At 71.6% G+C, this 22,787-nt stretch carries 24 protein-coding genes; 17 read left to right on the top strand and 7 right to left on the bottom strand.

The features are described from left to right. Window positions 1-112: 112 nt before the first annotated feature. From ABD333_RS42550 to ABD333_RS42540, 3 genes are all read right to left on the bottom strand, one after another. A complete protein-coding gene (locus ABD333_RS42550) occupies window positions 113-904 on the bottom strand; it encodes a DUF4190 domain-containing protein (RefSeq protein WP_344548340.1) in 792 nt (263 codons plus the stop codon). A 147-nt stretch (window positions 905-1,051) separates the two neighbouring features. Further along, the gene (locus ABD333_RS42545) at window positions 1,052-1,687 is read right to left on the bottom strand and encodes a LuxR C-terminal-related transcriptional regulator (RefSeq protein WP_344548339.1); all 636 of its coding nucleotides are present in this window, start codon (window positions 1,685-1,687) and stop codon (window positions 1,052-1,054) included. Then, a complete protein-coding gene (locus tag ABD333_RS42540) occupies window positions 1,684-2,913 on the bottom strand; it encodes an ATP-binding protein (protein WP_344548338.1) in 1,230 nt (409 codons plus the stop codon). The genes ABD333_RS42545 and ABD333_RS42540 overlap by 4 nt, the downstream gene beginning before the upstream one ends. A gap of 166 nt (window positions 2,914-3,079) precedes the next feature. Here ABD333_RS42540 and ABD333_RS42535 point away from each other — a divergent pair, with 166 nt between their 5' ends. The 4 genes from ABD333_RS42535 (at window position 3,080) to ABD333_RS42525 (ending at window position 6,262) form a co-directional block, all read left to right on the top strand. Further along, on the top strand, window positions 3,080-4,432 hold the full coding sequence (locus ABD333_RS42535; RefSeq protein ID WP_344548337.1) for a PspC domain-containing protein: 1,353 nt from the start codon (window positions 3,080-3,082) through the stop codon (window positions 4,430-4,432). After that, on the top strand, window positions 4,425-4,643 hold the full coding sequence (locus tag ABD333_RS42530) for a hypothetical protein (RefSeq protein ID WP_344548336.1): 219 nt from the start codon (window positions 4,425-4,427) through the stop codon (window positions 4,641-4,643). The genes ABD333_RS42535 and ABD333_RS42530 overlap by 8 nt, the downstream gene beginning before the upstream one ends. Before the next feature lie 81 nt (window positions 4,644-4,724). Continuing rightward, entirely contained in the window at window positions 4,725-4,817 is a 93-nt protein-coding gene (locus ABD333_RS47725; RefSeq protein WP_410556807.1) for a putative leader peptide, read from the top strand. A 119-nt stretch (window positions 4,818-4,936) separates the two neighbouring features. Continuing rightward, entirely contained in the window at window positions 4,937-6,262 is a 1,326-nt protein-coding gene (locus ABD333_RS42525) for a dicarboxylate/amino acid:cation symporter (protein ID WP_344548335.1), read from the top strand. A gap of 67 nt (window positions 6,263-6,329) precedes the next feature. On the opposite strand, the gene ABD333_RS42520 is transcribed toward ABD333_RS42525, so the two are convergent. Further along, entirely contained in the window at window positions 6,330-6,773 is a 444-nt protein-coding gene (locus ABD333_RS42520; RefSeq protein ID WP_344548334.1) for a cupin domain-containing protein, read from the bottom strand. A 372-nt stretch (window positions 6,774-7,145) separates the two neighbouring features. Between ABD333_RS42520 and ABD333_RS42515 the strand changes: the two genes are divergently transcribed. The 8 genes from ABD333_RS42515 (at window position 7,146) to ABD333_RS42480 (ending at window position 15,761) form a co-directional block, all read left to right on the top strand. After that, complete coding sequence (locus ABD333_RS42515; RefSeq protein ID WP_344548333.1) at window positions 7,146-8,675, top strand: alkaline phosphatase D family protein; 1,530 nt, start codon at window positions 7,146-7,148, stop codon at window positions 8,673-8,675. Window positions 8,676-8,842: 167 nt separating this feature from the next. Next, window positions 8,843-9,340, top strand: a complete 498-nt coding sequence (locus ABD333_RS42510; RefSeq protein ID WP_344548332.1) for a (2Fe-2S)-binding protein — start codon at window positions 8,843-8,845, stop codon at window positions 9,338-9,340. A gap of 11 nt (window positions 9,341-9,351) precedes the next feature. Then, window positions 9,352-11,760: a xanthine dehydrogenase family protein molybdopterin-binding subunit gene (locus tag ABD333_RS42505; RefSeq protein WP_344548394.1), complete on the top strand. Its 2,409-nt coding sequence runs from the start codon at window positions 9,352-9,354 to the stop codon at window positions 11,758-11,760. Next, a complete protein-coding gene (locus ABD333_RS42500; protein ID WP_344548331.1) occupies window positions 11,757-12,614 on the top strand; it encodes an FAD binding domain-containing protein in 858 nt (285 codons plus the stop codon). Before ABD333_RS42505 ends, ABD333_RS42500 begins: the two co-directional genes overlap by 4 nt. Window positions 12,615-12,774: 160 nt before the next feature. Beyond that, on the top strand, window positions 12,775-13,650 hold the full coding sequence (locus ABD333_RS42495) for an SRPBCC family protein (protein WP_344548330.1): 876 nt from the start codon (window positions 12,775-12,777) through the stop codon (window positions 13,648-13,650). A 97-nt stretch (window positions 13,651-13,747) separates the two neighbouring features. Further along, complete coding sequence (locus ABD333_RS42490; protein ID WP_344548329.1) at window positions 13,748-14,446, top strand: class I SAM-dependent methyltransferase; 699 nt, start codon at window positions 13,748-13,750, stop codon at window positions 14,444-14,446. 47 nt (window positions 14,447-14,493) lie between these two features. Beyond that, complete coding sequence (locus ABD333_RS42485; protein WP_344548328.1) at window positions 14,494-15,315, top strand: exodeoxyribonuclease III; 822 nt, start codon at window positions 14,494-14,496, stop codon at window positions 15,313-15,315. Between the two features lie 107 nt (window positions 15,316-15,422). Beyond that, a complete protein-coding gene (locus ABD333_RS42480; protein ID WP_344548327.1) occupies window positions 15,423-15,761 on the top strand; it encodes an STAS domain-containing protein in 339 nt (112 codons plus the stop codon). Here the strand turns inward: ABD333_RS42480 and ABD333_RS42475 are convergent. The 3 genes from ABD333_RS42475 to ABD333_RS42465 all read right to left on the bottom strand — a co-directional run bounded on the left by ABD333_RS42475 (window position 15,742) and on the right by ABD333_RS42465 (window position 17,887). Beyond that, a complete protein-coding gene (locus ABD333_RS42475) occupies window positions 15,742-16,086 on the bottom strand; it encodes a hypothetical protein (RefSeq protein ID WP_344548326.1) in 345 nt (114 codons plus the stop codon). The genes ABD333_RS42480 and ABD333_RS42475 overlap by 20 nt on opposite strands. A 263-nt stretch (window positions 16,087-16,349) precedes the next feature. Continuing rightward, entirely contained in the window at window positions 16,350-17,402 is a 1,053-nt protein-coding gene (pseI, locus tag ABD333_RS42470; RefSeq protein WP_344548325.1) for a pseudaminic acid synthase, read from the bottom strand. Then, a complete protein-coding gene (locus ABD333_RS42465; RefSeq protein ID WP_344548324.1) occupies window positions 17,399-17,887 on the bottom strand; it encodes a GNAT family N-acetyltransferase in 489 nt (162 codons plus the stop codon). Before ABD333_RS42465 ends, pseI begins: the two co-directional genes overlap by 4 nt. Before the next feature lie 77 nt (window positions 17,888-17,964). Here ABD333_RS42465 and ABD333_RS42460 point away from each other — a divergent pair, with 77 nt between their 5' ends. The 5 genes from ABD333_RS42460 to ABD333_RS42440 all read left to right on the top strand — a co-directional run bounded on the left by ABD333_RS42460 (window position 17,965) and on the right by ABD333_RS42440 (window position 22,750). Beyond that, a complete protein-coding gene (locus ABD333_RS42460) occupies window positions 17,965-18,198 on the top strand; it encodes an acyl carrier protein (protein ID WP_344548323.1) in 234 nt (77 codons plus the stop codon). Next, the gene (locus ABD333_RS42455) at window positions 18,191-18,940 is read left to right on the top strand and encodes an SDR family NAD(P)-dependent oxidoreductase (RefSeq protein WP_344548322.1); all 750 of its coding nucleotides are present in this window, start codon (window positions 18,191-18,193) and stop codon (window positions 18,938-18,940) included. Before ABD333_RS42460 ends, ABD333_RS42455 begins: the two co-directional genes overlap by 8 nt. A 71-nt stretch (window positions 18,941-19,011) precedes the next feature. Then, the gene (locus tag ABD333_RS42450) at window positions 19,012-20,418 is read left to right on the top strand and encodes an AMP-binding protein (RefSeq protein WP_344548321.1); all 1,407 of its coding nucleotides are present in this window, start codon (window positions 19,012-19,014) and stop codon (window positions 20,416-20,418) included. Continuing rightward, window positions 20,415-21,518: a LuxE/PaaK family acyltransferase gene (locus tag ABD333_RS42445; RefSeq protein ID WP_344548319.1), complete on the top strand. Its 1,104-nt coding sequence runs from the start codon at window positions 20,415-20,417 to the stop codon at window positions 21,516-21,518. Before ABD333_RS42450 ends, ABD333_RS42445 begins: the two co-directional genes overlap by 4 nt. Next, window positions 21,515-22,750 carry an acyl-CoA reductase gene (locus ABD333_RS42440; RefSeq protein WP_344548318.1) on the top strand — a complete coding sequence of 412 codons (1,236 nt, stop codon included), beginning with the start codon at window positions 21,515-21,517 and terminating at the stop codon, window positions 22,748-22,750. The genes ABD333_RS42445 and ABD333_RS42440 overlap by 4 nt, the downstream gene beginning before the upstream one ends. Window positions 22,751-22,787: the final 37 nt, after the last annotated feature.

Raw genomic sequence — 22,787 nt, 5'->3', positions numbered from 1 at the left:
TCCGGCACCGCCGCGCACGGCGGCCGGGCCCGGCACGCATCGGCACCGGGCCCGCGGCGGCCGTCGCCGGCGGCGGCGCTCGTGCCCCTGTGACGTGCGCCGCGGACGGAGCTCAGGTGCGGAGCTTGCGGGTGAGCTTCGCGCCCTCCCTGGCGTGCACCGCGACGCAGGTGATCATGCGGTCGCCGGACGCCCACGACTGGGTGGTGGGGAAGTAGTAGGAGGTCGCGAGGTTGGCGCGCGCCGGGTCACGGCTGAGCCTGCGGCCGATGCGCTGCTGACAGCCGGCGCTCGCCACCTTGCTCATCTGGCTCTCGCTGGGCAGGGTCGCCATGGCCAGCCGGAACGTGGCGAGCACCTCGCCGTCATGGGGCGCGTTGCAGGGCACGACCTTGACGCTCTCCACCTTCACCGGACCATCGGTGGCGGTGCTCGCGCCGGAGTTGTCGTTGATGCAGTCGCCGACGCGCATGTTGTTGGCGCGCACGTCCTTCGGCTTGGTCGAGGTCACTCTGGGCGACGCGAGCGACTTGGCCAGGTCGTCCTTGTCGAGCGACTTGATGAAGAGGTACGAGGCGCCGCCGATCACGCCCCACAGCAGGGAGAGGACGATACCGGCGATCGCCAGGCCGCGGCCCTTCTGGCCGCGGTCCTTGATCTGCTTCAGCGCGATCGCGCCGAGGATCAGCGAGATGATCCCGAAACAGCCGAAGACGCCCGTGACCAGGCTGGCGATGGCGAGGCCGTTGGTGGTCGTGGCACCGGCCGGCCGGTGGGAGGCGGGTCCAGGGAGGGGGCCCGGGTCACCGGGCCCGGGATAGGGAGGTTCGGGATAGGCGGGTTGGGGTGCGGCGCCCGGGGCAGGGTCATTGCCCGGAAAGCCGGAACCAGGTGGGTATGTCATGACGAGCGACCATCCCATGCCTGTGATCACCATGTCGGGCTAAGCGATCACGATTCGATCACGAGACCCGTGCGGGTCTTGCGAATCTCTCCAGATGGCACTAGGGACACTTCAACTGATCGTCAGAACATCAACTCGGCCGGAGCCTCAAACCAGCCGCCGCGCGGCGGCCCAGCGCGACAGCTCGTGCCGGTTGGACAGCTGCAGCTTGCGCAGCACGGAACTCACATGCGTCTCGACCGTCTTCACCGAGATGAAGAGCTCCTTGGCGATCTCCTTGTAGGCGTAGCCCCGTGCGATCAGGCGCAGGACCTCGCGTTCGCGCTGGGTCAGCTGGTCGAGCTCGGGATCGACGGCGGGCGCGTCGGTGGCCGCGAAGGCGTCCAGCACGAAGCCCGCCAGCCGCGGCGAGAAGACCGCGTCGCCGTCGGCCACCCGGCCGATCGCGTCGGTCAGCTCCGGCCCGGAGATCGTCTTGGTGACGTAGCCGCGGGCCCCGCCCCGGACGACGCCGATCACGTCCTCGGCCGCGTCCGACACCGACAGCGCCAGGAAGCGCGACCGTACGGCGCCCTGCAGCCGGCGCAGCACCTCGATGCCGCCGCCACCGGGCAGGTGGACGTCGAGCAGCACCACGTCGGGCTCGGCCGCCTTGATGACGGTGACCGCCTCGTCGACGTCCCCGGCCTCGCCGACGATCTCGATGCTGGCGCCGAGCTCGGCCTTGACCCCCGTGCGGAACATCTGGTGGTCGTCGACGAGGACGACCCTGGTGTCGCTCATGATTTCTTGATCTCCAAACGCACTTCGGTGCCCTCGCCGGGGGCGGTTCGGACGGTGGCCTTGCCTCCGTTGCGCTCCATACGTCCGATGATGGACCCTCGGACGCCCATCCGGTCGGCCGGAATGGTCGCGGTGTCGAATCCCTTGCCGCGGTCCCGCACGAAGATCATCACTTCGTCCTTCTCGACCTCGGCGTAGACCGACACCGACGGCGCCTCGGCGTACTTCGCCGCGTTCACCATCGCCTCCCGGGCCGCCTGCAACGTGGCGCCGAGCCGCTCGTCGAGCGCGGTGTCGCCGACGCAGACGACCTCGATCGGCACGCCGTGGTCGTCCTCCACCTCGCCCGCGATCTCCCGTACCGCGGCCGCGAACGTCTGGTCGGGGTCGGCCTTCGGCTGGTAGAGCCAGCTGCGCAGGGTGCGCTCCTGGGACCGGGCGAGCCGCTGCACCTCGCGCGGGTCGGCGGCGTTCCGCTGGATCAGGGTCAGCGTGTGCAGCACCGAGTCGTGCACGTGCGCCGCGAGCTCGGCGCGTTCCTGGGAACGGATGCGCTCGTGCCGTTCGGCGTCCAGGTCCTGCCAGAGCCGGACCACCCACGGGGTGACGATCACGGCCACCCCGGAGAGGATCACCAGCGTGGCGATCAGGACGGAGCTCGCCTGGGCCGGCTCGACCTGCTGGGCGACGAAGCCCGCGATGCCGCCGACGACCAGGATCAGGCCCAGCACGCTGCGCAGCCACATCTGGCGGAGCGGAATCCGCGTGAGGCCGACCCAGCGCTGCCGCTGGTCGCGGTCGGCCTGCTGCCAGAGGATCGCGGCACCGATGCCGCCCGCGATGAACGGCCACAGCGCGGCCCGCACGAACCCGGTGCTCCAGGCCAGCGTCGACAGCCCGCACGCGACGGCCGTGTAAGCCAGCAGCTGGCCCCAATCACGGTGGCGACGAGGCTTGACCGCCGTCGCCGCGCCGTCGATCCCGTCGATCCCGTCGATCGCGGCTGGTTCGTGGCGCTCGCTCGGCACCAGGACCCAGAACGCGGTGTACGCCGCCACTCCGAGCCCGCTCGCCATGGTCAGCAGGACGAAGGCGCACCTGATGATCAGGGTGTCGACGCCGAGATGGACCGCCAGTCCCCGGCACACGCCGGCCAGCAGCCTGCCGTCGGCGCGCCGCGCCAGCCGGGCGGCCGGCGGCGCGCCCGCCACGGGCTGTTCGGTCATCGTCCTCGTCCCCAAGCCTGTCCAGAGATCTCCGCTTCAACGATCGTCACATGCGCGAGGACGAAGCGCATCAGGGCATGCCCCCCATTACCTGCGGAACTCCTCAGGGTCGGGTCAGGGGTGTCCCGGATTTCGCGTGCGGCCGGAGTCCGCCACGATGGGGACCATGGTCGAGGACCGCAGCACAGCCAGCCCACCGCCGCCGTCCCGGTCCGCCCCGGCGAAGGTGTACGAGCGGATGCCCCGCGTCGTCGAGGGACGGATCGTGGCGGGGGTGTGCACCGGTATCGGACGCGGCACCGGGATCGACCCGGTGGTGATCAGGGTCGCGTTCGGCATCCTGCTGCTCACGCACGGCCAGGGTCTCCTGCTCTACATCGCCGCGGCGCTCCTCATGCCCGGCCGGGCGCAGGACCTGGCGCCGGTGGAGCGGCTGTTCCGGCGCCGGTTCGACCGGGCCGCGGTGTTGTCGGTGCTGGGCGCGCTGATGGCCGCGGGCCTCGTGCTGAGCATGGTCGGTGGCGCGGCCTACCTGGACGCGCTGGCGATCTTCACGATCTTCGGGCTGGTGCTGCTGGTCTCCCACGCGCGCGGCGTGGACCTCGTCGCCGCCGCCCGCACGTTCCCCGAACGGCTCCAGGGCCATCCGCTCGACCAGCCGTACGCGGGTGTGGCGACGGCGAACACGGCGGCGCCCGGCACGGCGGCGGCCGGTACGGAACCCACCCCGATCGCACTGGACAAGCTCGACCGGACACCGGGCGACCTGCCCGAGGGCATGATCGATCTCGCCACGCTCGGCCGCGGCGGCACGGCGCCCGCGGACGAGCGGCCGGCGGCCGACCGTCCCGTCCCGCCGATGAGGACCTGGCCCGCGGAAGCCGCCGCGGCGATCCGCAAGCAGCAGGGGCCGTCGCCGCTGACACAGATCACGCTGCTGGGCGCCATGGCCGCCGGGGCCGCGATGGTCCCGGTCGCGAGCGGCTACCCGGCACCGCAGAACGCCGTCATCGTCGCGTCGGTCGCGCTGGCCGTCATCGGCGGCGGGCTGCTGCTGGGCGGCTGGTTCCGGGCCCGCGGGCTCGCCACGGCCGGCACGTTGCTCACGCTGAGCCTGCTCGCCGGGTCGGCGGCGGCCGAAGTGCCGCGCGACGCCCGCTACGGCGAGATCGAATGGCGGCCCACCGATACCGCCCGTACCCAGCAGGGCTACAAGGTCGCGGTCGGCTCGGCCGTCCTGGACCTCACCGCGCTGCCGTTGAAGCCGGGCGAACGCGTCACGATCAACGCCGAGGTGCTGCTGGGCGGCCTCAAGGTCAGGCTGCCGCCCACGGCCCGCGTCGAGCTCGACGCGCTCGTCGGGCTCGGCGACCTGTCGGTGGACCGGCGCACGATCAGCGGCCCGCGCGCCAAGGTCAACGAGGTGCTGCCGCCCGTGGACGGCAGCGCCGCGAACCCGCCCGTGATCATTCTCCGCATCCGCGGCAAGGTCGGCGACATACAGGTGGATCATGTCTGAGCGGCAGGACAGCGGACGGCACCGGTTCGACCCCGGGGGCATGGTCACCGGGCTGTTCTTCCTGGCCGTGGCCGGCGTGTCACTGGCGACCGGGTTCTCCGGCGAATCGGTCGTGAGCCTGCGGTTCCTCGTCCCGGCGGTGCTCATCGGGCTCGGCGTCGTGGGCATCGTCCGGGTCCTCACCCGCTCCCGGCGGCGCACCCTGCGCTGACCTGGATCAGGTTTCGCGCGCGGGTGTGAGGGGGATCACCGTGCGCGGCGGGAACGAACAAAGCGGACATTGGGGTTAACTATGGCCGTGAGGTCCTCCAAGAAGAGCATCCTGCTCGTGGCCCGGCTGCACATCGACCTGTGCCGTCTCGCCAGCGTGCTGTGTCGCGGTTGATCCGTTCCCGCCCTCTTCTCCGCTCCCCCCTTCACTTCTCACCCCCGCGTACCGCCATGCCCTGATGTCGCAGGCCGGATGACGCCGAGCGGGTGACTCGACCCCCTGGAGATACCTCCGTGAACCTGCGTGTCTGGAAATGGCAGTTCTGGCAGCAGATCGTGCTCGCCCTCGTCCTCGGCGTCGCGGTCGGCGCCCTGCTCAACAACCTCGGTGACGGCGCGACGTTCGCCGAGGACTGGCTCGACCCGTTCGGCTCGGTCTACACCAGCCTGCTGAAGGTCGTCGTCGTCCCGCTCGTCTTCACCGCGATCGTGGTGAGCATCGGCCGGCTCCGCGACGTCGGGAACGTGGCGCGGCTGACCGCCAAGACGCTGGGCTGGTTCGTGGTCACCTCGGCCATCGCCACCGCCATCGGGCTGGCCGTCGCACTGATCATCGACCCGGGCGAGGGCCTCGGCAAGCTGGCCAGCGAGACCGCCGAGACCGAGCCGGTCACCTGGACGCAGATCCTGCAGAACCTCTTCCCGTCCAACATCGTGAACGCGATGGCCGAGGGCAACGTCCTCGGCGTGGTCACGTTCGCCGCGCTGTTCGGCGCCGCCCTCGTGGCGATCGGCGAGCGCGGGCAGCGCCTGACCGACCTCATCGACGACGTCTACCAGGTCATGCAGAAGATCGTCTGGTGGGTCGTGCGGCTCACGCCGATCGGCTCGTTCTTCCTGATCGGTTCCGTCGTCGCCACGTACGGGCCGAGCTCGCTCCAGCCGCTGGCCAAGTTCACCGGAGCGATCTACCTGGCCGTCGCGGTCATGCTGATCGTCGGCTACCCGACCCTGCTGCGCGTCTTCGGCCGCGTCTCGCCGCTGAAGTTCTATCGCAACTCCTGGCCCGCGCTGGAGTTCGCGTTCGTCTCCTCGTCCTCCCTCGCCACCCTGCCGATCGCGCAGAAGGTGTCGATCGAGCGGAACGGCGTGCGGCGCGAGTACGCGAACTTCGCCCAGCCGCTGGGCGCCACGATCAAGTTCGACGGCTGCGGCGCGATCTACCCGGCGGTGGCCGCGGTCTTCGTGGCCCAGTACACCGGCGCCCACCTCGGCTTCGCCGAGTACGCGCTGATCGCCCTGGCCGCGATCATCGGTCAGCTCGGCACCGGCGGCACGCCCGGCCCGGCCCTGGTCGCGCTCACCCTGACGCTCACCACCGTCGGCCTGCCCCTGCAGGCGATCGGCTACCTGATCGCCATCGACAAGGTCATCGACATGGCCCGGACGACGCTCAACGTCGCCGGTCAGCTCACGGTCCCGGTGCTCGTCGCCCGTTCGGAGGGCCAGCTCGACGAGGGGGTCTTCAACGGCACCCCGCCCGACATCACCGGCGGCCCGACGGCGGCCGAGGAGCCCGGCACGGCCAAGACCCGGGAACCCGCTCCGGCCTCCGCCTGACCCTTATCCACGAACGCCCACCGGCTCACTACGAGCCGGTGGGCGTTTTGCATGCCGTGCGGCTCGCTCAGGCCGCCAAGTTGGCGTGGAGGGTGATGGCGTAGGCCGGGCCGGGGTTGGTGAGCTCGTGCGTACGGCCGCCGCCGTGCACGCGTACCCGGTTGGCCCGCAGGGGCCGCTCTGTCACGCCCTCGGCGGTGATCCGCACCTCGGCCAGCTCCCCGGCGATGATCGTGCTGACCTCGGTGCCCGCGTGGTCGTGCACGTCGGTGCGGTGGCCGGGCGGCCAGGTGGTCAGCCACAGCTGGATGCCGTCCACCTCGTCCAGCCGTACCCGCACCGGACCGTCGAAGGAGAACCGCACCAGGTGCCACCAGTCGCCGGGACGGGCGGTCAGGTCATGGATGCGGGTGGCGAGCTGCCCGACCGTCGGGGGCCGTTCGGCCGACGACCGCCCGTGGGGGTCGTCCTGGCCACGCATCGTGATGTCGGGAACCATGTCGAGGTTCACAGGGAGTCCTTCGTGTGCGGCAGCTGACGGCCGATGAGCAAAAAGGGAAAGGGTCGAGCGATGGAGCCGGCCGGGGAAGCCGTCACCCGGCGGGGAGATCGCTGATCAGCGACGACGAGCGCTCAGCGACAACAACAACACGAAAGACACAGCGCGCTGGCCACGCGGCGGAGGGCCACGGGGCTGCAGACGGAGAGACGCGCTGGCATGAGGTATAGGAGACACTCCGTTACGGAGCGCTGTCAAGTCGATGCCCAAATGATCACCGGATGTTCCGCGTTCACGGAAAGGCCACATTCGGGCCTGGTCGTGTACGCCGCGCCGGGAGACCATGCCCTCGTCCTGATCTGACATGGGTGAACGGAGTCGTCGATGGCGCTGGACCGGCGGAGTCTCTTGCGTGGTGGTCTGATCGCGGGCAGCGGGGCGGCCCTCGGCCTGGCCTCCCCCGCGGCCCAGGCGGCACCCGCCCTCATCCGCAGCCGTCCCCGCCTCACCAACGGCGTCCAGAGCGGCGACGTCACCGCCCACGAGGCGGTCGTCTGGGCCCGCTCGGACCGTCCCGCCCGCATGCTGGTCGAGGTGAGCCGCCGCCCGGACTTCCGGCACTCGCACCTGGTCCGCGGCCCGGTCCTCACGCCCTCCTCCGACCTGACCGGCAAGACGTTCCTTCGCGGCCTTCCCTCCGGCGAAGAGCTGCACTACCGCGTCCGCCTGGCCGACCTGGACGGTCACACCACGTCCGCGCCCGTCGCGGGCCGCCTGCGCACCGCGCCCCGCCGGCGGCAGGACATCTCGTTCGTCTGGTCGGGCGACCTCGCGGGCCAGGGCTGGGGCATCAACCCCGACCTGGGCGGCTACCGCATCTTCAAGGCCATGAACGCGGTCGACCCCGACTTCTTCATCTGCAGCGGGGACCTCGTCTACTCCGACAACCCGCTGGCCGAGACGGTCCGGCTGCCCGACGGCCGTACGTGGCGCAACCTGGTCATCCCGGAGAAGACCAAGGTCGCCGAGACGCTCGCCGAGTACCGCGGCCAGTTCCGCTACAACCTCCTGGACGCGGGCCTCCAGGCGTTCAACGCGCGCACCCCGATCATCAACCAGTGGGACGACCACGAGGTCGTCAACAACTGGTACCCGGGCGAGATCCTCGACCTTCCGCAGTACACCGAGAAGCGCGTCGACGTCCTGGCCGCCCGCGCCCGCCGCGCCATGTTCGAGTACACGCCGATCTCCACCGCCAGGAAGGGCCGCGTCTACCGGCGCATCTCTTACGGGCCGCTCCTGGACGTCTTCGTCCTGGACATGCGCACCTACAAGGACGCGAACAACGCCAACAACTCGCCCCGCGGCCAGATCCTCGGGGCCGAACAGCTCGCCTGGCTCAAGCGCGAGCTCCGCCGTTCCGGGGCCACCTGGAAGGTGATCGCCGCCGATCTCCCGCTGGGCCTGGTCGTCCCCGACGGCACCGCGTTCGAAGGCATCGCCCAGGGCGACGGCGGGGCTCCCCTGGGCCGCGAACGCGAGATCGCCGACCTGCTCTCCTACGCCAAGAAGCACCGCGTGCGGAACATGGTCTGGCTGACGGCAGACGTGCACTACACCGCGGCCCACTACTACGACCCCGCCAAGGCCGCGTTCCAGGACTTCGACCCCTTCTGGGAGTTCGTCACCGGCCCGCTCAACGCCGGTGCCTTCGGGCCGAACAACCTCGAATCGACGTTCGGTCCGCAGCTGGAGTTCCGCCGCACGCCGCCGCGCGCCAACACCTCTCCCGCCGAGGGCTACCAGTTCTTCGGCGAGGTGGACATCGACGGCCAGAGCGGCCGGCTGACCGTCCACCTCCGGGACCTCGACGGCGCGATCCTCTACACCCGGGAGCTCACTCCGACCCGCTGAAATAGGCCATTTCAGGGTCTAGTACGCGTTTCCGACTAGGCATACGTTCAGAAGGTCGCCCTCCTTCCTCCGGAGGTGGCCTCGATGCCGTGGCCTGTCCAGCGCGCTCCGCCCCCAGGGACGTTCTCCCCGCACACCTGCCCGAGAGACGCCCCTGGGAGACCTGAATGCCACGTATCCGCGTCGAGGTCGACGGTGTGACGTACGAGGACGACGTCGAACCGCGCCTCCTGCTCGTCCACTACCTCCGTGACCGGTTGGGGAAGGTCGGCACCCCGATCGGCTGCGACACCACCAACTGCGGAGCCTGCACCGTCCTGCTCGACGGGACGAGCGTCAAGAGCTGCTCCGTGCTCGCCGTCCAGGCCGACGGCCGGGGGATCACCACGGTCGAGGGGCTGGGGATCGACGGGACGCTCCATCCGATGCAGCGCGCCTTCCACGAGGAGCACGCGCTGCAGTGCGGGTTCTGCACCCCCGGGATGATCATGGCGTCGATCGATCTCCTGCGGGAGAACGCGGACCCGTCCGAGGGCGAGATCCGGGAGGGACTGGAGGGCAACCTCTGCCGCTGCACCGGATACCAGAACATCGTCCGGGCCGTGCGCCGGGCGGCCGACGAGATGCGCGAGCCCGCGCGGCAGCGGCCGGAGGTGGCACCGTGAACGGGCGGGAGATGGGCAAGGCACGGCGGCGCAGCGAGGACGCGCGGCTCGTCACGGGCAAGACGCAGTGGACCGACAACGTCCAGCTTCCCGGGCTGTGCCACGTGGTGTTCCTGCGCAGCCCCCACGCGCACGCGCGCATCACCCAGGTGAACGTCGAGGCGGCGAAGGGCCGGCCGGGCGTGGTCGGCGTGTTCAGCGGCCGGGACTTCGCGGACGAACAGGGCAGCCTGCCGTGCGCCTGGCCGGTCGCCGAGGACATCCTGATCCCCGATCACCCGCCGATGGCGGTGTCCGAGGTGCGGTACGTGGGCGAGCCGGTGGCGTGCGTGGTGGCACGCGACCTGTACACGGCGGTCGACGCGCTGGAGGACATCGACGTCGACTACCAGCCGCTGCCCGCCGTCACCGACATGGAACGGGCGTTGCGCCAGAGCACCGACCTCGTGCACGGCGACTTCGGCACCAACCAGTCCTACCGGCTGGTCGTGGAGAGCGGCGACGTCGACGCCGCGTTCCGCGACGCGCCCGTGACGATCCAACGCCGGTACGTGCAGCAGCGCCTCATCCCGACCGCGATGGAACCGCGGGCGGTGGTGTGCCGGCCGGTCGGCGAGGAGTTCACGATGTGGTCGGCGACGCAGGTGCCGCACATCCTGCGGCTCATGCTGGCCTCCGTGACCGGCATCGGCGAGCACCGCCTCCGGGTGATCGCGCCGGACGTCGGCGGCGGGTTCGGCTCCAAGCTCCAGGTGTACGGGGAGGAGGTGCTCCTCCTGCTGCTGGCCAGGCGGCTCGGACGTCCCGTCAAGTGGACCGAGTCGCGCAGCGAGGGCAACCTGACCGTCCACCACGGCCGCGACCAGATCCAGCGGCTGACGCTCGCGGCGGAGGCCGACGGGCGGATCCGCGGCTTCAAGGTGGACGTGCTGGCCGACATGGGCGCGTACCTGATGCTCCTCACACCGGGCGTCCCGACGCTGGGCGCGCCGATGTTCAACGGCATCTACAAGATGGACGCCTACTCGTTCACCTGCACGGGGGTCTTCACGACCAAGATGCCCACCGACGCCTACCGGGGCGCGGGGCGGCCGGAGGCGACCTTCGGCATCGAGCGGATGATGGACGAGCTCGCCGCCGAACTGCGGCTCGACCCGCTGGAGGTACGGCGGCGCAACTGGATCAGGCACGAGGAGTTCCCGTTCACCACGATCACGGGGCTCACCTACGACTCGGGCAACTACGAGGCCGCCACCGACAAGGCGCTCGCGCTGTTCGAGTACGACAAGCTGCGCGCCGAGCAGGCCGACCGGCGCGAACGCCGCGACACCGTCCAGCTCGGCATCGGCGTCTCCACCTACACCGAGATGTGCGGCCTGGCGCCGTCGCGCGCGCTCGCCCAGGTGCGGTCGGCGGCGGGCGGCTGGGAGCACGCGACCGTACGCGTGCTCGGCACCGGCAAGGTCGAGGTCGTGACCGGCACGTCACCGCACGGCCAGGGCCATGCCACGGCCTGGGCGCAGATCACGGCGGACGCGCTCGGCGTGCCGTTCGACGACGTGAAGGTGCTGCACGGCGACACGCTCGTCGCGCCGCGCGGGTGGGACACCTACGGCTCGCGGTCGGTGACGATCGGCGGCGTCGCGATCCACAACGCCTGCCAGAAGGTCGTCGACAAGGCCCGCAGGATCGCGGCGCACCTGCTGGAGGCCGCCGAGACCGACCTGGAGTACGCCGGCGGCTCGTTCAGCGTGAAGGGCATGGGGGGCGAGGGGGCGTCGATGACGCTGGCCGAGGTCGCGGAGGCGACGCTGTCCGCGCACGACTTCCCGGAAGGCGTCGAGCCGTCGCTGGACTCCGACGCCACGTTCGACCCGGAGAACTTCTCCTTCCCGCACGGCACGCACCTGTGCGCCGCCGAGGTCGACACCGAGACCGGCTTCGTGAGGATCCGTTCGTACGTGGCGGTCGACGACGTCGGCTCGGTCGTCAACCCGCTGATCGTCGACGGGCAGGTGCACGGCGGGCTCGCGCAGGGCATCGCGCAGGCGCTGTACGAGGAGGCGGTGTACGACGCGGACGGCAACCTGACGACCACGACGATGGCCGACTACCTGGTGCCGTCGGCGGCCGACCTGCCCACGTTCGTCACCGACCGGACCGAGACGCCCGCGACGTCCAACCCGCTCGGGGTGAAGGGCGTCGGCGAGGCGGGCACCATCGCGTCCACGCCCGCCGTCGTCAACGCGATCGTGGACGCGCTCCGGCACCACGGCGTGCGTGACGTGCCGATGCCGTGCACGCCCGAACGTGTCTGGCGCGCGCTCCGCGCGGCCTTCCTTGAGGAACCCGAAGAACCCGGTGGCGCGCGTCCCGGCGCGGCCGGCGGTCTCGGCCCGGTGCGGGGAGGCCGGGAATGATCCCTCCGACCTTCGACTACATCCGTCCCTCCTCGGTCGAGGAGGCCGTCTCGGCGCTGTCGCAGGCGGGCGAGGACGCCAAGGTGCTGGCGGGCGGCCAGAGCCTGATGCCGCTGCTGCGGCTCCGGCTGGCCTACCCGGACGCGCTCATCGACCTCGACCGGGTCGAGCCTTTGCGCCAGATCCGTTCGGAGAACGGCGACCTGTTCATCGGCGCGATGGCCACGCACCACCAGGTGATGCGCGATCCCCTCGTCCGCGAACACGCGCCCCTGATCGCCAAGGCCACGGCGACCGTCGCCGACCCGGCGGTGCGCCACCGCGGCACGTTCGGCGGGTCGCTCGCGCACGCCGACCCGGCCGGTGACCTGCCCGCGGTCGCGCTCGCGCTCGACGCGGTCCTCGTCGTGCGGTCCGTGCGCGGCGACCGGGAGATCCCGGCGGCGGACTTCTTCGTCGATTGGATGACGTCGGCGATGGAGCCCGACGAACTGCTCATCGGCGTGCGCGTGCCCAAGCTCGGGCCGGGCTGGGGCGCGCACTACGAGAAGTTCCATCGCACGGCGCAGGCGTGGGCGATCGTCGGCGTCGCCTGCGCCGTACGACGCGAACGCGGCGCGATCGAGGACGCCCGGGTGGCCCTGACCAACATGGGCCCGGCGCCCGTCCGGGCCATCGAGGTCGAGCGCTTCATCGAGGGCCGTTCGGTCTCGGACGACTCCTTCCGCGCCGCGTCCGAGCGGGCCGCCGAGGGCACCTCGCCGCCCGGCGACCTGCACGGCTCGCCGGAGTACCGGACGCACCTGGCCAAGGTGCTCACGGCCCGCGCCCTGACCGCCGCGGCGGCCGTCTGACCGCGGATTCGTGATCATGTGGCCGGGCCCGCACGCCCCAGGATCCGGCCGCATGATCACCCGCCTCGCCGCCCGTGATCCTCACCAGGGAGTCTGGCGGCCGAACGGGTGACGGTCGTAGGGTCACGGACAAGTCCCCCGACGAGAAGGATTTCCCACCATGGAGCTCGACCACGAATTCACCGTCCCCGTACCGGTGGATGAAGCCTGGTCGGTGCTGCTCGACGTGGAGCGCGTGGCGCTCTGCATGCCCGGTGCGACCCTCGACTCGGCCGACGGTGACGAGTACGCGGGCCGGCTCAAGGTGAAGGTCGGCGCGATGACCGTCACCTACCGCGGCACCGCCCGGATCGCCTCGGCCGACGAGTCCGCGCGCACCGTCACCATCGAGGCCGCCGCCAAGGAGGCCCGCGGCTCCGGCACCGCCTCCGCGACCGTCCAGGCCCGGCTATACCCGGTCACGGAGCCGGGCGAGGGCCCGGACGAGCGCGGCACCACGCGCGTCACGGTCCACACCAAGCTGAACGTGACGGGCCGCCCGGCCCAGTTCGGCCGCAACATCCTCGCCGAAGTCGGCGCCAAGCTCGTGGCCCGCTTCGCCAAGGCGCTCGCCAAGGAACTGGAGTCCCCCACCGAGGCCGCCGAGCAGGCGGTCGGGGGCGCGGTCGGCCAGCAGGCCGCCGCCGAGGCCGCCCGGGACAAGACCGAGCAGGCCGAGGGTCCGCCGCCGGAGATCGCCGACGAGGCCGCGGCCCCGCCGCGTCGGATCTCCGACACCCGTCCCGACATCCCGGTCGTCGAGCCGGCGCCCGCGTCCGCGCGGGAGGTCACGCCCACCGTTCCGGCTCAGCGTCCGGCGAGCCCGGCCGAGTCGGACGTGCGGCCGCTGCCTGTCCGGCCTCGGCAGGAGGACGACGCGATCGACCTGCTCGACGTCGCGGGCCCGTCCCTTGTGCGGCGCGTCATCCCGGCCGTCGCCGCCGCGCTCGCCGTCCTGCTGGCCGTACGCCATCTGCTCCGGCGCCGCCGGGGCTGAGCGCGTCCGCCATGCACGGATCAAGAACCGGCCAACGATCCGGCCGGGCCCGGCGACGGTGCTGGCGGCCCGGCCCTGTATCGCGTCGGCTGGTGGCGTGGACACCATCGAGATCCAGCGGGTCGTCGAGATCGAGGACGACAACTGGTGGTACCGCGAGCGCCGGGAGATCCTCGCCCGCGAGCTGCGCCGTATGGGCACACCGGGCCACGCCGTCGACATCGGCGCCGCCGGCGGCGGCAACACCCGGGTGCTTCTCGACCACGGCTGGCGCGCCACCGCGATCGACAACACCGAGACCGCCGTCGACCTCTGCCTGTCGCAGGGCATGGACGCCTACCACGCCGACGCGTGCTTCCTGCCGCTGCCGTCCGGCTCCTACGACCTCGCCCTCGCGTTGAACGTCCTCGAACACATCGAGGACGACGCCGCCGCCACGGCCGAGATCACCCGCGTCCTCCGTCCCGGGGGCACGGCACTGGTCTCCGTCCCGTGCGACATGCGGCTCTGGTCGGCCCATGACGTGGCGCTGGGGCGCGTCCGCCGCTACACCCGACGGGCGCTCACCGACACGCTCGCCACGGCCGGCCTCGCCCTCGACCGCGTGTGGAGCCGCAACGTCCTGCTCCGCCCGGTCGTCAGGCTGCGCCGCCACCGGATGGCCCGCGAGGACATGGCGCACGTTCACCCGGCCCTGAACGAGGGCCTGAGCATGCTCGCCGCGTTCGAACGCCGTCTCCCGCTCAAGTCGTGGCCCGGCGTAACCCTCTTTGCCCGCGCGCACCGCCCCGCCTAGGGGATACACCTGCACCGCGCCGCGCGCCGGAATGGCAAGCTGGGAACATGCGCCTGGCGACCTGGAACGTCAACTCGGTCAAAGCACGTCTGCCGCGAATGCTCGAATGGCTGGCCGAGACCAAACCCGACGTCCTCTGCCTACAGGAGACCAAGTGCTCCGTCGGCAATTTCCCCGCGGGCGAGGTAGCCGAACTCGGCTACGAGACCGCGGCCCACGGCGACGGCCGCTGGAACGGCGTCGCGATCCTCTCGCGGGTCGGCCTGGCGGACGTGACGCGGGGCTTCCCGGGCGAGCCCGGCTTCGTCAACCCGCCCGAGGAGCCGTCGCCGCTCGACGAGGAACTCCCGCCGCCCGCCGCCGAGGCGCGGGCGATGGGGGCGACCTGCGACGGGGTTCGGATCTGGTCGGTGTACGCGCCGAACGGACGCACGGTCGGCTCGCCGCACTACGTCTACAAGCTCGCCTGGTTCGCCGCGTTCAAGGACGCTCTCGCGGACGAGCTGGCGACCGACCCGGCCCTGGTCGCCACCGGCGACTTCAACGTCGCCCCGACCGACGCGGACGTGTGGGATCCGGCCGTCTTCGCCGGCTCCACGCATGTCACACCGGACGAACGGCAGGCCTTGGCCGAGCTGCTGTCGCTGGGCCTGCACGACGTGGTCCCGACCCCGATGAAGGGCCCGCACCCGTTCACCTACTGGGACTACCGCGCGGGAATGTTCCACAAGAACATGGGCATGCGCATCGACCTGTTCTACGCCGGCACGCCGGTGGCTGACCGTGTGCGCTCGGCGTACGTCGACCGTGAGGCCCGCAAGGGCAAGGGCCCGTCCGACCACGCCCCGATCGTGGTCGACCTCGATTAGCCGGCCGCCGACTTACCCCCGACTCCCTACTTACACCCGGCTCCCTACTTACACCGTTGGGCAACTCCATCTACTTTGGACGTAGCCGCCTGGACGCGAGGTGTGAAGTGCTGGAGACACTCGGCGCTAGAGTCGAGCGGATCGGCCTGTGGACGGTCATCCGCCTGATGGGCGAACTGGACCTCTGCGGGCGTCCGGTGCTGACGAACGCGATCGACCAGGCCGGTCTGGCCCCTCAGCCGCGCGTGATCGTGGACATGACCGACGTGTGGTTCATGGACTCCTCAGGGCTGGAGGCGCTCCTGCGGTCCAGCCGGTGGATCCATGCCCGCGGCGGGCGGCTCGCCCTGCTGGGGCTGCACCCCCGGGTCCGCAAGATCCTCGACATCACCGGGACGCTGGCCGCGTTCGAGACGGTCGACAGCCTCAGCGACCTTCCTGGCTGACGGGTCCCGCGCTCCGCCCGGCCCATTCGAGGTCCGGCATCTCCCGTGACGGAAGCTGATCCACTTTCACGATCCGTACCGCCCGCGTCGCCTCGACCAGCGCGTGCACCGTGTGCGGGCCCGCCGCGCCGTCGGGTGTCAGGCCGACGTTGGTCTGGAACTCGCGGATCCCCGCGGCGAGACCGGCCGGGTCCATCGGCACGGTGTAGCCGAGGCCCACCAAGATCTCACGAACCACGACCGGATCCGCCGTGGGCAGTTGCTCGGCGTGCGCGTCCAGGACGGCGCGGGCGACCGCACCCACGGCCGCAATGATCTTGTGCATCGAACCTTCTCCCCCTCAGTCCGACAACCTGCTCGCGGCGACCAAACGTTTTCCCATTCACGCTTTCCCCTCCCTTTGAAAAAAGGGCAATGGATCGACCGAGCCATTACCTTGGGACACTTCTGTCGCTTCATTTGAATAACGACGAGGGAGCCCGAGAATGTTCCACTCAGTGCCATTTTTCCCAGCAGAACGGCTCGCCTCACCTCCGCCCGGCACGGAAGTGCGCGCAATAGCGGACGGCGCCTATTTCAGCGGACGCGTCAGAAGAGGTCCCAGCTCACCGGGGTGCCCCGGCGCACGTCGCCGGCGAACGTACGGCCGCGCACCGACTCGAAGGCGTCCGGAGACAGGCCGCCGGCCGGACGGATGGAACGGACGTTGCTATCGGTCACCGGCTCCCCGGCCCGAACGTCCTCGACCACGAAAAGGGAACGGCGGAAACGCAGGCCCTCGCGCTCGCCCGGCCGCGGGCCGATGCGGGCGGTGCCGAGGGACTGCCACGCGCGTTCGCTTTCCACGACGAGTGCCGCGAGTTCGTCCGGCTCCAGCGAGAACGCCGAGTCGACACCGCCGTCCGCGCGGTCCAGCGTCACGTGCTTTTCGATGAGGCAGGCGCCGAACGCGACGGCGGCGACGGGAACGCCGATGCCCGGTGTGTGGTCGGAGTAGCCGACGGGCACGTCGAACGTCTCGGACAACAGCGGCAGCGCACGCAGGTTGCCGTCTTCGGGGGCCGCCGGATAGGAGGCCGTGCAGCCGAGAACGACCAGTTCCTCGCAGCCGGCCGCGCGGGCGGCGCGGACCGCCGCGTCGATCTCGCCGACGTTCGCCATCCCGGTCGAGATGATCAGCGGCTTGCCGGTGGCGGCGGCCAGCCGGATCAGCGGCAGATCGACCAGCTCCGAGGAGGCGATCTTGTAGGCGGGCACGCCGAGGGTCTCCAGGAAGTCGATCGCGGTCGGGTCGAACGGGCTGGAGAACGCGACCAGGCCGCGCTCGCCCGCGCGCTCGAAGACCGGGGCGTGCCAGTCCCACGGCGTGTGCGCCCGTTCGTAGAGCTCGTAGAGGCTGCGGCCGCCCCACAGGTCGTGCCCGTCGCCGATCCTGAACCGCGGCGAGTCGACGTCGATGGTGAGCGTGTCGGCCGTGTAGGTCTGGAGCTTGACCGCGTGGGCGCCCGCGTCCGCCACCGCGTCGACGATGGCGAGGGCGCGCCCGAGGTCGCCGTTGTGGTTGCCGGACAGCTCGGCCACGATGAAGGGCCGGTCGTCCGGCCCGACGGTGTACGGCCCGAGCTTGACGGTCCGGTTCATGTGTCCCTCCCGATCTCCATGCGGACGACCACCCGCTCCTCGCCGTCGATCTCGCGTACGTGGCGTCCGGTCTCGCTGAAACCGCACCGCCGGTGGAACCGCAGCACGGCCTCGTTGGCGGCCAGCACCTCGCCGCGCAGCACCCGCAGCCCCAGCGGGCCGAAGGCGTGCGCGATCGCCGCCCGCTCCAGGCCGAGCCAGGCGGGCAGCAGCTCTCCGCTCGCGTCCAGCCCGTCGAGGTCGAGGTAGAAGCCCCACCAGGCCCCGGCGCCGTCGATGCCGGAGAAGGTGACCACCCCGCACGGCGTGGAGCGGTGCTCGTACACCAGCACGCGGCGGGCCGGGTCGGCGCGCACCCGCTCCCACCAGCGGCGGTGTTCGAGCTCGCCGATCTCGTGAGTGGTGAAGCTGGCCCTGCGGACCTCCGGGTGGTTGCGCCAGCGGCGGAGCGCGCCGAGGTCGGCGTCGGACACGTCCCTGAGCATCACACCCCCCTTGACCATGGCACCGTCGCTACAATCCGTGGTTGAGCCAGCACGATACGCCATCACGAGGGGGAGCCGTGATCGATGACGAGAGGCTGCGCCGGGTCTTCCGCAGTGCCCTCGACCTGGGGGAGGACGTCGTGGTCGACGTCCTGGAGTACCGCGGGATCGACAAGTGGGACTCGCTCGCGCACATGTCGCTCGTCGCGGCGCTGGAGGACGAGTTCGACATCATGATCGACATCGACGACGTCATCGACATGAGCTCGTTCAGCAAGGCGCGGGAGCTTGTGGAGAAGCACGTTGTCTGAGCTCGCGAGGCCGGAGAGCCCGGGGCGGGTCGCGCTCGTCACGGGTTCGTCGCGCGGCATCGGGCTGGCCGCCGCCCGGCGGCTGGCGGCCGACGGCTACTCGGTGGTCCTGCACGGACGGACCGCCGGCACGGCGGAGGCCGCGGCCAAGGAGTTCGACGACGAGCCGCTGGCCGTCTCCGGCGACGTCGGCGATCCGGCCGCCGTCGCCGAGATGATGCGCGCCGTGTTCGGCCGCCACCGCCGCCTCGACGCCCTCGTCGTCAACGCGGGCGTGCACGAGGCGGGCATGCTCGGGATGACGGACGCCGACAACGTGCGGCGGCTCTTCACGGTCAACGCCGCGGGCGCCGCGCACACGCTCCAGGCCGCCGTGCGCCTGATGCGCCGTGGCACCCGTCCCGCCGTCGTCATGCTCTCCTCGGTGATGGGCACGAAGGGCGCGCCCGGCCAGGCGGTCTACGGCGCCTCCAAGGCCGCCGTGCTCGGCCTCACCGTCGCCGCCGCCAAGGAGCTCGGCCCTGCCGGCATTCGCGTCAACGCGGTGGCCCCGGGCTTCGTCGACACCGACATGCTCGCGACCCTGCCCGCCCCCGAACGCGAGGAGCGCGTCGCGGCGACCGCGCTCGGCCGTCTCGGCCGGCCCGAGGACGTGGCCGACGTCGTGGCGTTCCTGCTGTCCGACGACGCCCGCTTCGTCACCGGGCAGGTCATCGGTGTGGACGGGGGGCTGGTCCTCTGACCTCGCCCATCACCACCCTCACGGGAGCCGCCGGCACCGGCGCCGCCGACAAGCGAGCGGCCGGCACGGGCGTGCCGCGGACCGACACGCTGCTCCACCCCGCCGCGCGGCTGGTCGACGCGGCCACCGGCGCCGCGCTCTCCGGTGGCGCACTGCGCGCCCGGGTGGACGAGGCGGCGACCGACTACCTGCGTGCCCCCTCCGGGCTCGTCATGGCGCGCACACCGATCTCGGTCGACGCCGCCGTGCGCTATCTGGGCGCGATGGCGGCGGGACGCCCGATCGTGCTGCTCGACCCCGCGCTGCCAGCGGCCACGACGCATGACCTGATCCGCCGTTACGAGCCCGCCGTGCTGATCGGTGGCACGGACGCGCCGGACGGTTATCGCGCGGCCGAGTTGCCCGCGCTGGGGCGGGCCTGGTGCCCGGAGCGGCCGCCCGAGACCGAACCCCATCCCGAGCTGTGCCTGCTGCTCGCCACCTCCGGTTCGACCGGCAGCCCCAAGCTCGTCAGGCTCTCCCGGACGGCCGTGCTCGCCAACGCCCGTTCCATCGCGGCGGCGCTCGGCATCGACGGCGACCAGGTGGCGCCGACGAGCCTGCCGCTCTTCTACAGCTACGGCCTGTCCGTCCTCAACAGCCATCTCGTCGCGGGTGCCACCGTGGTGTTCGAGGCCGAGGGCATCGTCGGCCGTGCCTTCTGGACGGCGGTGACCGGCCACGGCGTCACGTCGCTGGCGGCCGTCCCCGCCCAGTACGAGATGTTGCGCAGGCTCCGGTTCGACCCCGCCCGTCATCCGGCCCTCCGGACGCTCACGCAGGCCGGCGGACCGCTGCGCCCGGAGCTGCTCACCGATTTCGCGGCGCGCATGGCCGCGGTGGGCGGAGACCTGCGGGTCATGTACGGGCAGACCGAGGCGACCGCGCGCATGACCGTGCTGCCTCCGGGCCGGCTCGACGACAAGCCGGACTCGGTAGGTCCCGCCGTCCCGGGCGGACGGCTCGCGATCCGGGCAGGCGACGGCGAGCCGGTGACGTCTCCGCGGATCACAGGCGAGGTCGTCTACCAGGGGCCCAACGTGATGATGGGATACGCCGAGCATGCCGCCGACCTCGCCCGCGGCGACGACCTGAAGGGCACGCTCGCGACCGGCGACCTCGGCCACCTCGACGACGAGGGCTTCCTCTACCTGACCGGGCGGCTCAAGCGCATCGGCAAGGTGTTCGGCACCCGGCTCAACCTCGACGACGTCGAACGCCTGGCCGCCGGGCTCGGCGGCGTGGCGGCGGTCGGCGCCGACGACCGGGTGGTCGTGTGGGCCGAGCGCGCCTCGGCGGAGGCCTGCCGCGGCGCCGCCTCGGCACTGGCCGAACGGCTGCGGCTGCATCACACCGGGGTCGAGGTCCGCGGCATCGACCGGCTCCCGCTGCTGCCGAACGGCAAGGTCGACTACCGGGCGCTGGAGGCACGCTCATGACGGTCACGGCCGAGGACGTCTTCGGCCTCGCCCAGCACGACAAGGAGGCGCGGCTGCTGCGCGAGCTCGCCCGGCTGACCGCGCACCACCGGAGGGAGTGCGCCGCGTACGACCGGATCCTGACGGCGACCGGCCACACCGGGGGCCGTCGCTACGGCGCGGTGGCCGAGCTGCCCTGGCTGCCGGTCAGGATGTTCAAGAACCACGTGCTCAAGAGCATCCCTGACGACGCCGTGTTCCGCGTGCTGACCTCAAGCGGCACCACCGGCGCGGTCAGCCGGATCCACCTGGACAGGGAGGCGGCCGCCACCCAGGCCCGGATGCTCGCCCGGACGATGCGGGCCGTCCTCGGCGGGCACCGGCTCCCGATGCTGATGGTCGACAGCCGGGCGATGGCGCGCTCGTCCAGCGCGCGGGCCGCCGGGGTCCTCGGCATGGCCAACTTCGGCCGCGACCACACCTGGATCCTGGACGAGCACGACCGGCTCGACCTCGCCGCGCTGAAGGGCTTCCTAGCCCGCCACGGCGCCGCCCCGTTCCTGATCTTCGGCTTCACGTTCATGGTGTGGCGCTACCTCTACGAGCCTGCACGCGACGCCGGCCTCGACCTGTCCCGGGGCCTGCTCGTGCACTCCGGCGGATGGAAGAAGCTCGCCGCACAGGCTGTGGACAACGCCGAGTTCCGGGCCAGGTTCGCCGAGCACACCGGCCTGACCCGCATCCACAACTTCTACGGGATGGTCGAGCAGATCGGCACCGTCTTCCCGGAGGGCCGGAGCGGAGGCTCGCTCTACTGCCCGGAATTCGCCGATGTCGTCGTCCGCGATCCCACCACGTGGGAGGAGACCGAGCCCGGAGTGCCGGGGCTCCTCGAAGTGGTCAGCACGCTGCCGCGTTCCTACCCCGGACATGTCCTGCTCACCGAGGACCTCGGCGTGGTCCACGGCGTCGACGACGGCGACTGGCCCGGCAAACGTTTCTCCGTGCTCGGACGGCTGCCGCGGGCCGAGGCCCGGGGCTGCAGCGACACGTTCGCGGCACATCCGGAGGGTTCGAAGGCTCCGGAAGGTTCGGAGGGTTCGGAGGGTTCGGCGGCATGAACGTCCGGCAGCACTTCCCCGCAGGCGAGCCCGTCTCCGTCGAGACGCTCCTGGCCGAGGTCACCGCTCCCCCGGTGAACGGCGATCCGCTCTCGTTCGGCGACGAGCGCGTCCGCGACTTCCTCGGCGCGGTGTCGCGCCGCCTGCTCAAGCCGTCGGTCACGCGCCGCCACCCCGAGCTGGGCGCGCTCGGCTTCTTCCTGCGTCCGACCGAGCTGGCCCGGGTCGTCGACAGCGCGGCCGAGCGCTCGCCCTACCGTCTCCGCTTCCCGCGCGGGCTCGTCTTCCACATCCCGCCCGCCAACGTCGACACGGTCTTCGTCTACTCGTGGGCACTGTCGGCGCTCGCGGGCAACGCCAACGTCGTCCGCCTGTCCACACGCGGCGGTGGCGCCTCCGAGGTGATCCTTCGGGTGCTGCACGACGCCCTGGGCGAGGCCGACCCCGCCGTGGCGCGGACCCAGCGGCTCGTCGGCTACGAACGGTCGGACGCGACGACCCAGGCGCTCTCGGCGGCCTGCGACCTGCGGGTCGTCTGGGGCGGCGACGCGTCGGTCACCGCCGTCCGGCGCCACGCGCTGCGGCCACAGGCCCGTGACCTGACCTTTCCCGACCGTTCCTCGCTGGCGGCGATCTCGGTGACCGGCTGGCAGGCCGCCGGCCCGGAGCGGCGCCGGGCGGCCGCGGAGGGCCTCGCGAACGACGCGTACTGGTTCGACCAGGCGGCCTGCTCCTCGCCGCGCACGCTCTTCTGGGTCGGTGAGGCGTCCGCCGCCGGCACCGCCCGCCACGAGTTCGAAGAGCTGCTCGCGCAGGTCGTCGAGGCACGCGGCTTCACCGTGGACGCCGCCATGGCCGTCGAGAAGCGCGTCGGCGCCTACGGCATGGCGGCCGAGGGAGCCGCGTCCGCCATCCGCTTCCACGGCAACACGGTCACCACCCTCGACCTCGCCGAGCCGGCTCGCCTGCCGCGCCGCTGGCTGGGCGCGGGCACCTTCGCCTGCGCCGTCGTCGACCACCTGAACGACCTGATCCCGCTGATCTCCCGCAAGGACCAGACGCTCAGCACGTTCGGCTTCGCGCCCGCGACGCTGCGGGCCTTCGCCGCCGCCGCCGGCCGGCGGGGCGTCGACCGCATCGTGCCGGTCGGGTCGGCGCTCTCGTTCGCCGCGACCTGGGACGGCTACGACCTGCTCCGCGAGTTCACCCGCGTCATGACGATCTCACCATAGGTATTGCCCGTGCATCTCACCTGAGAGCCGACCCGGG

This window comes from Actinomadura fulvescens (assembly GCF_039533225.1).
Taxonomy (GTDB): domain Bacteria; phylum Actinomycetota; class Actinomycetes; order Streptosporangiales; family Streptosporangiaceae; genus Spirillospora; species Spirillospora fulvescens.
The sequence above is the reverse complement of the archived record's forward strand: the minus strand, read 5'-3'. Positions and strand labels throughout refer to the sequence as shown.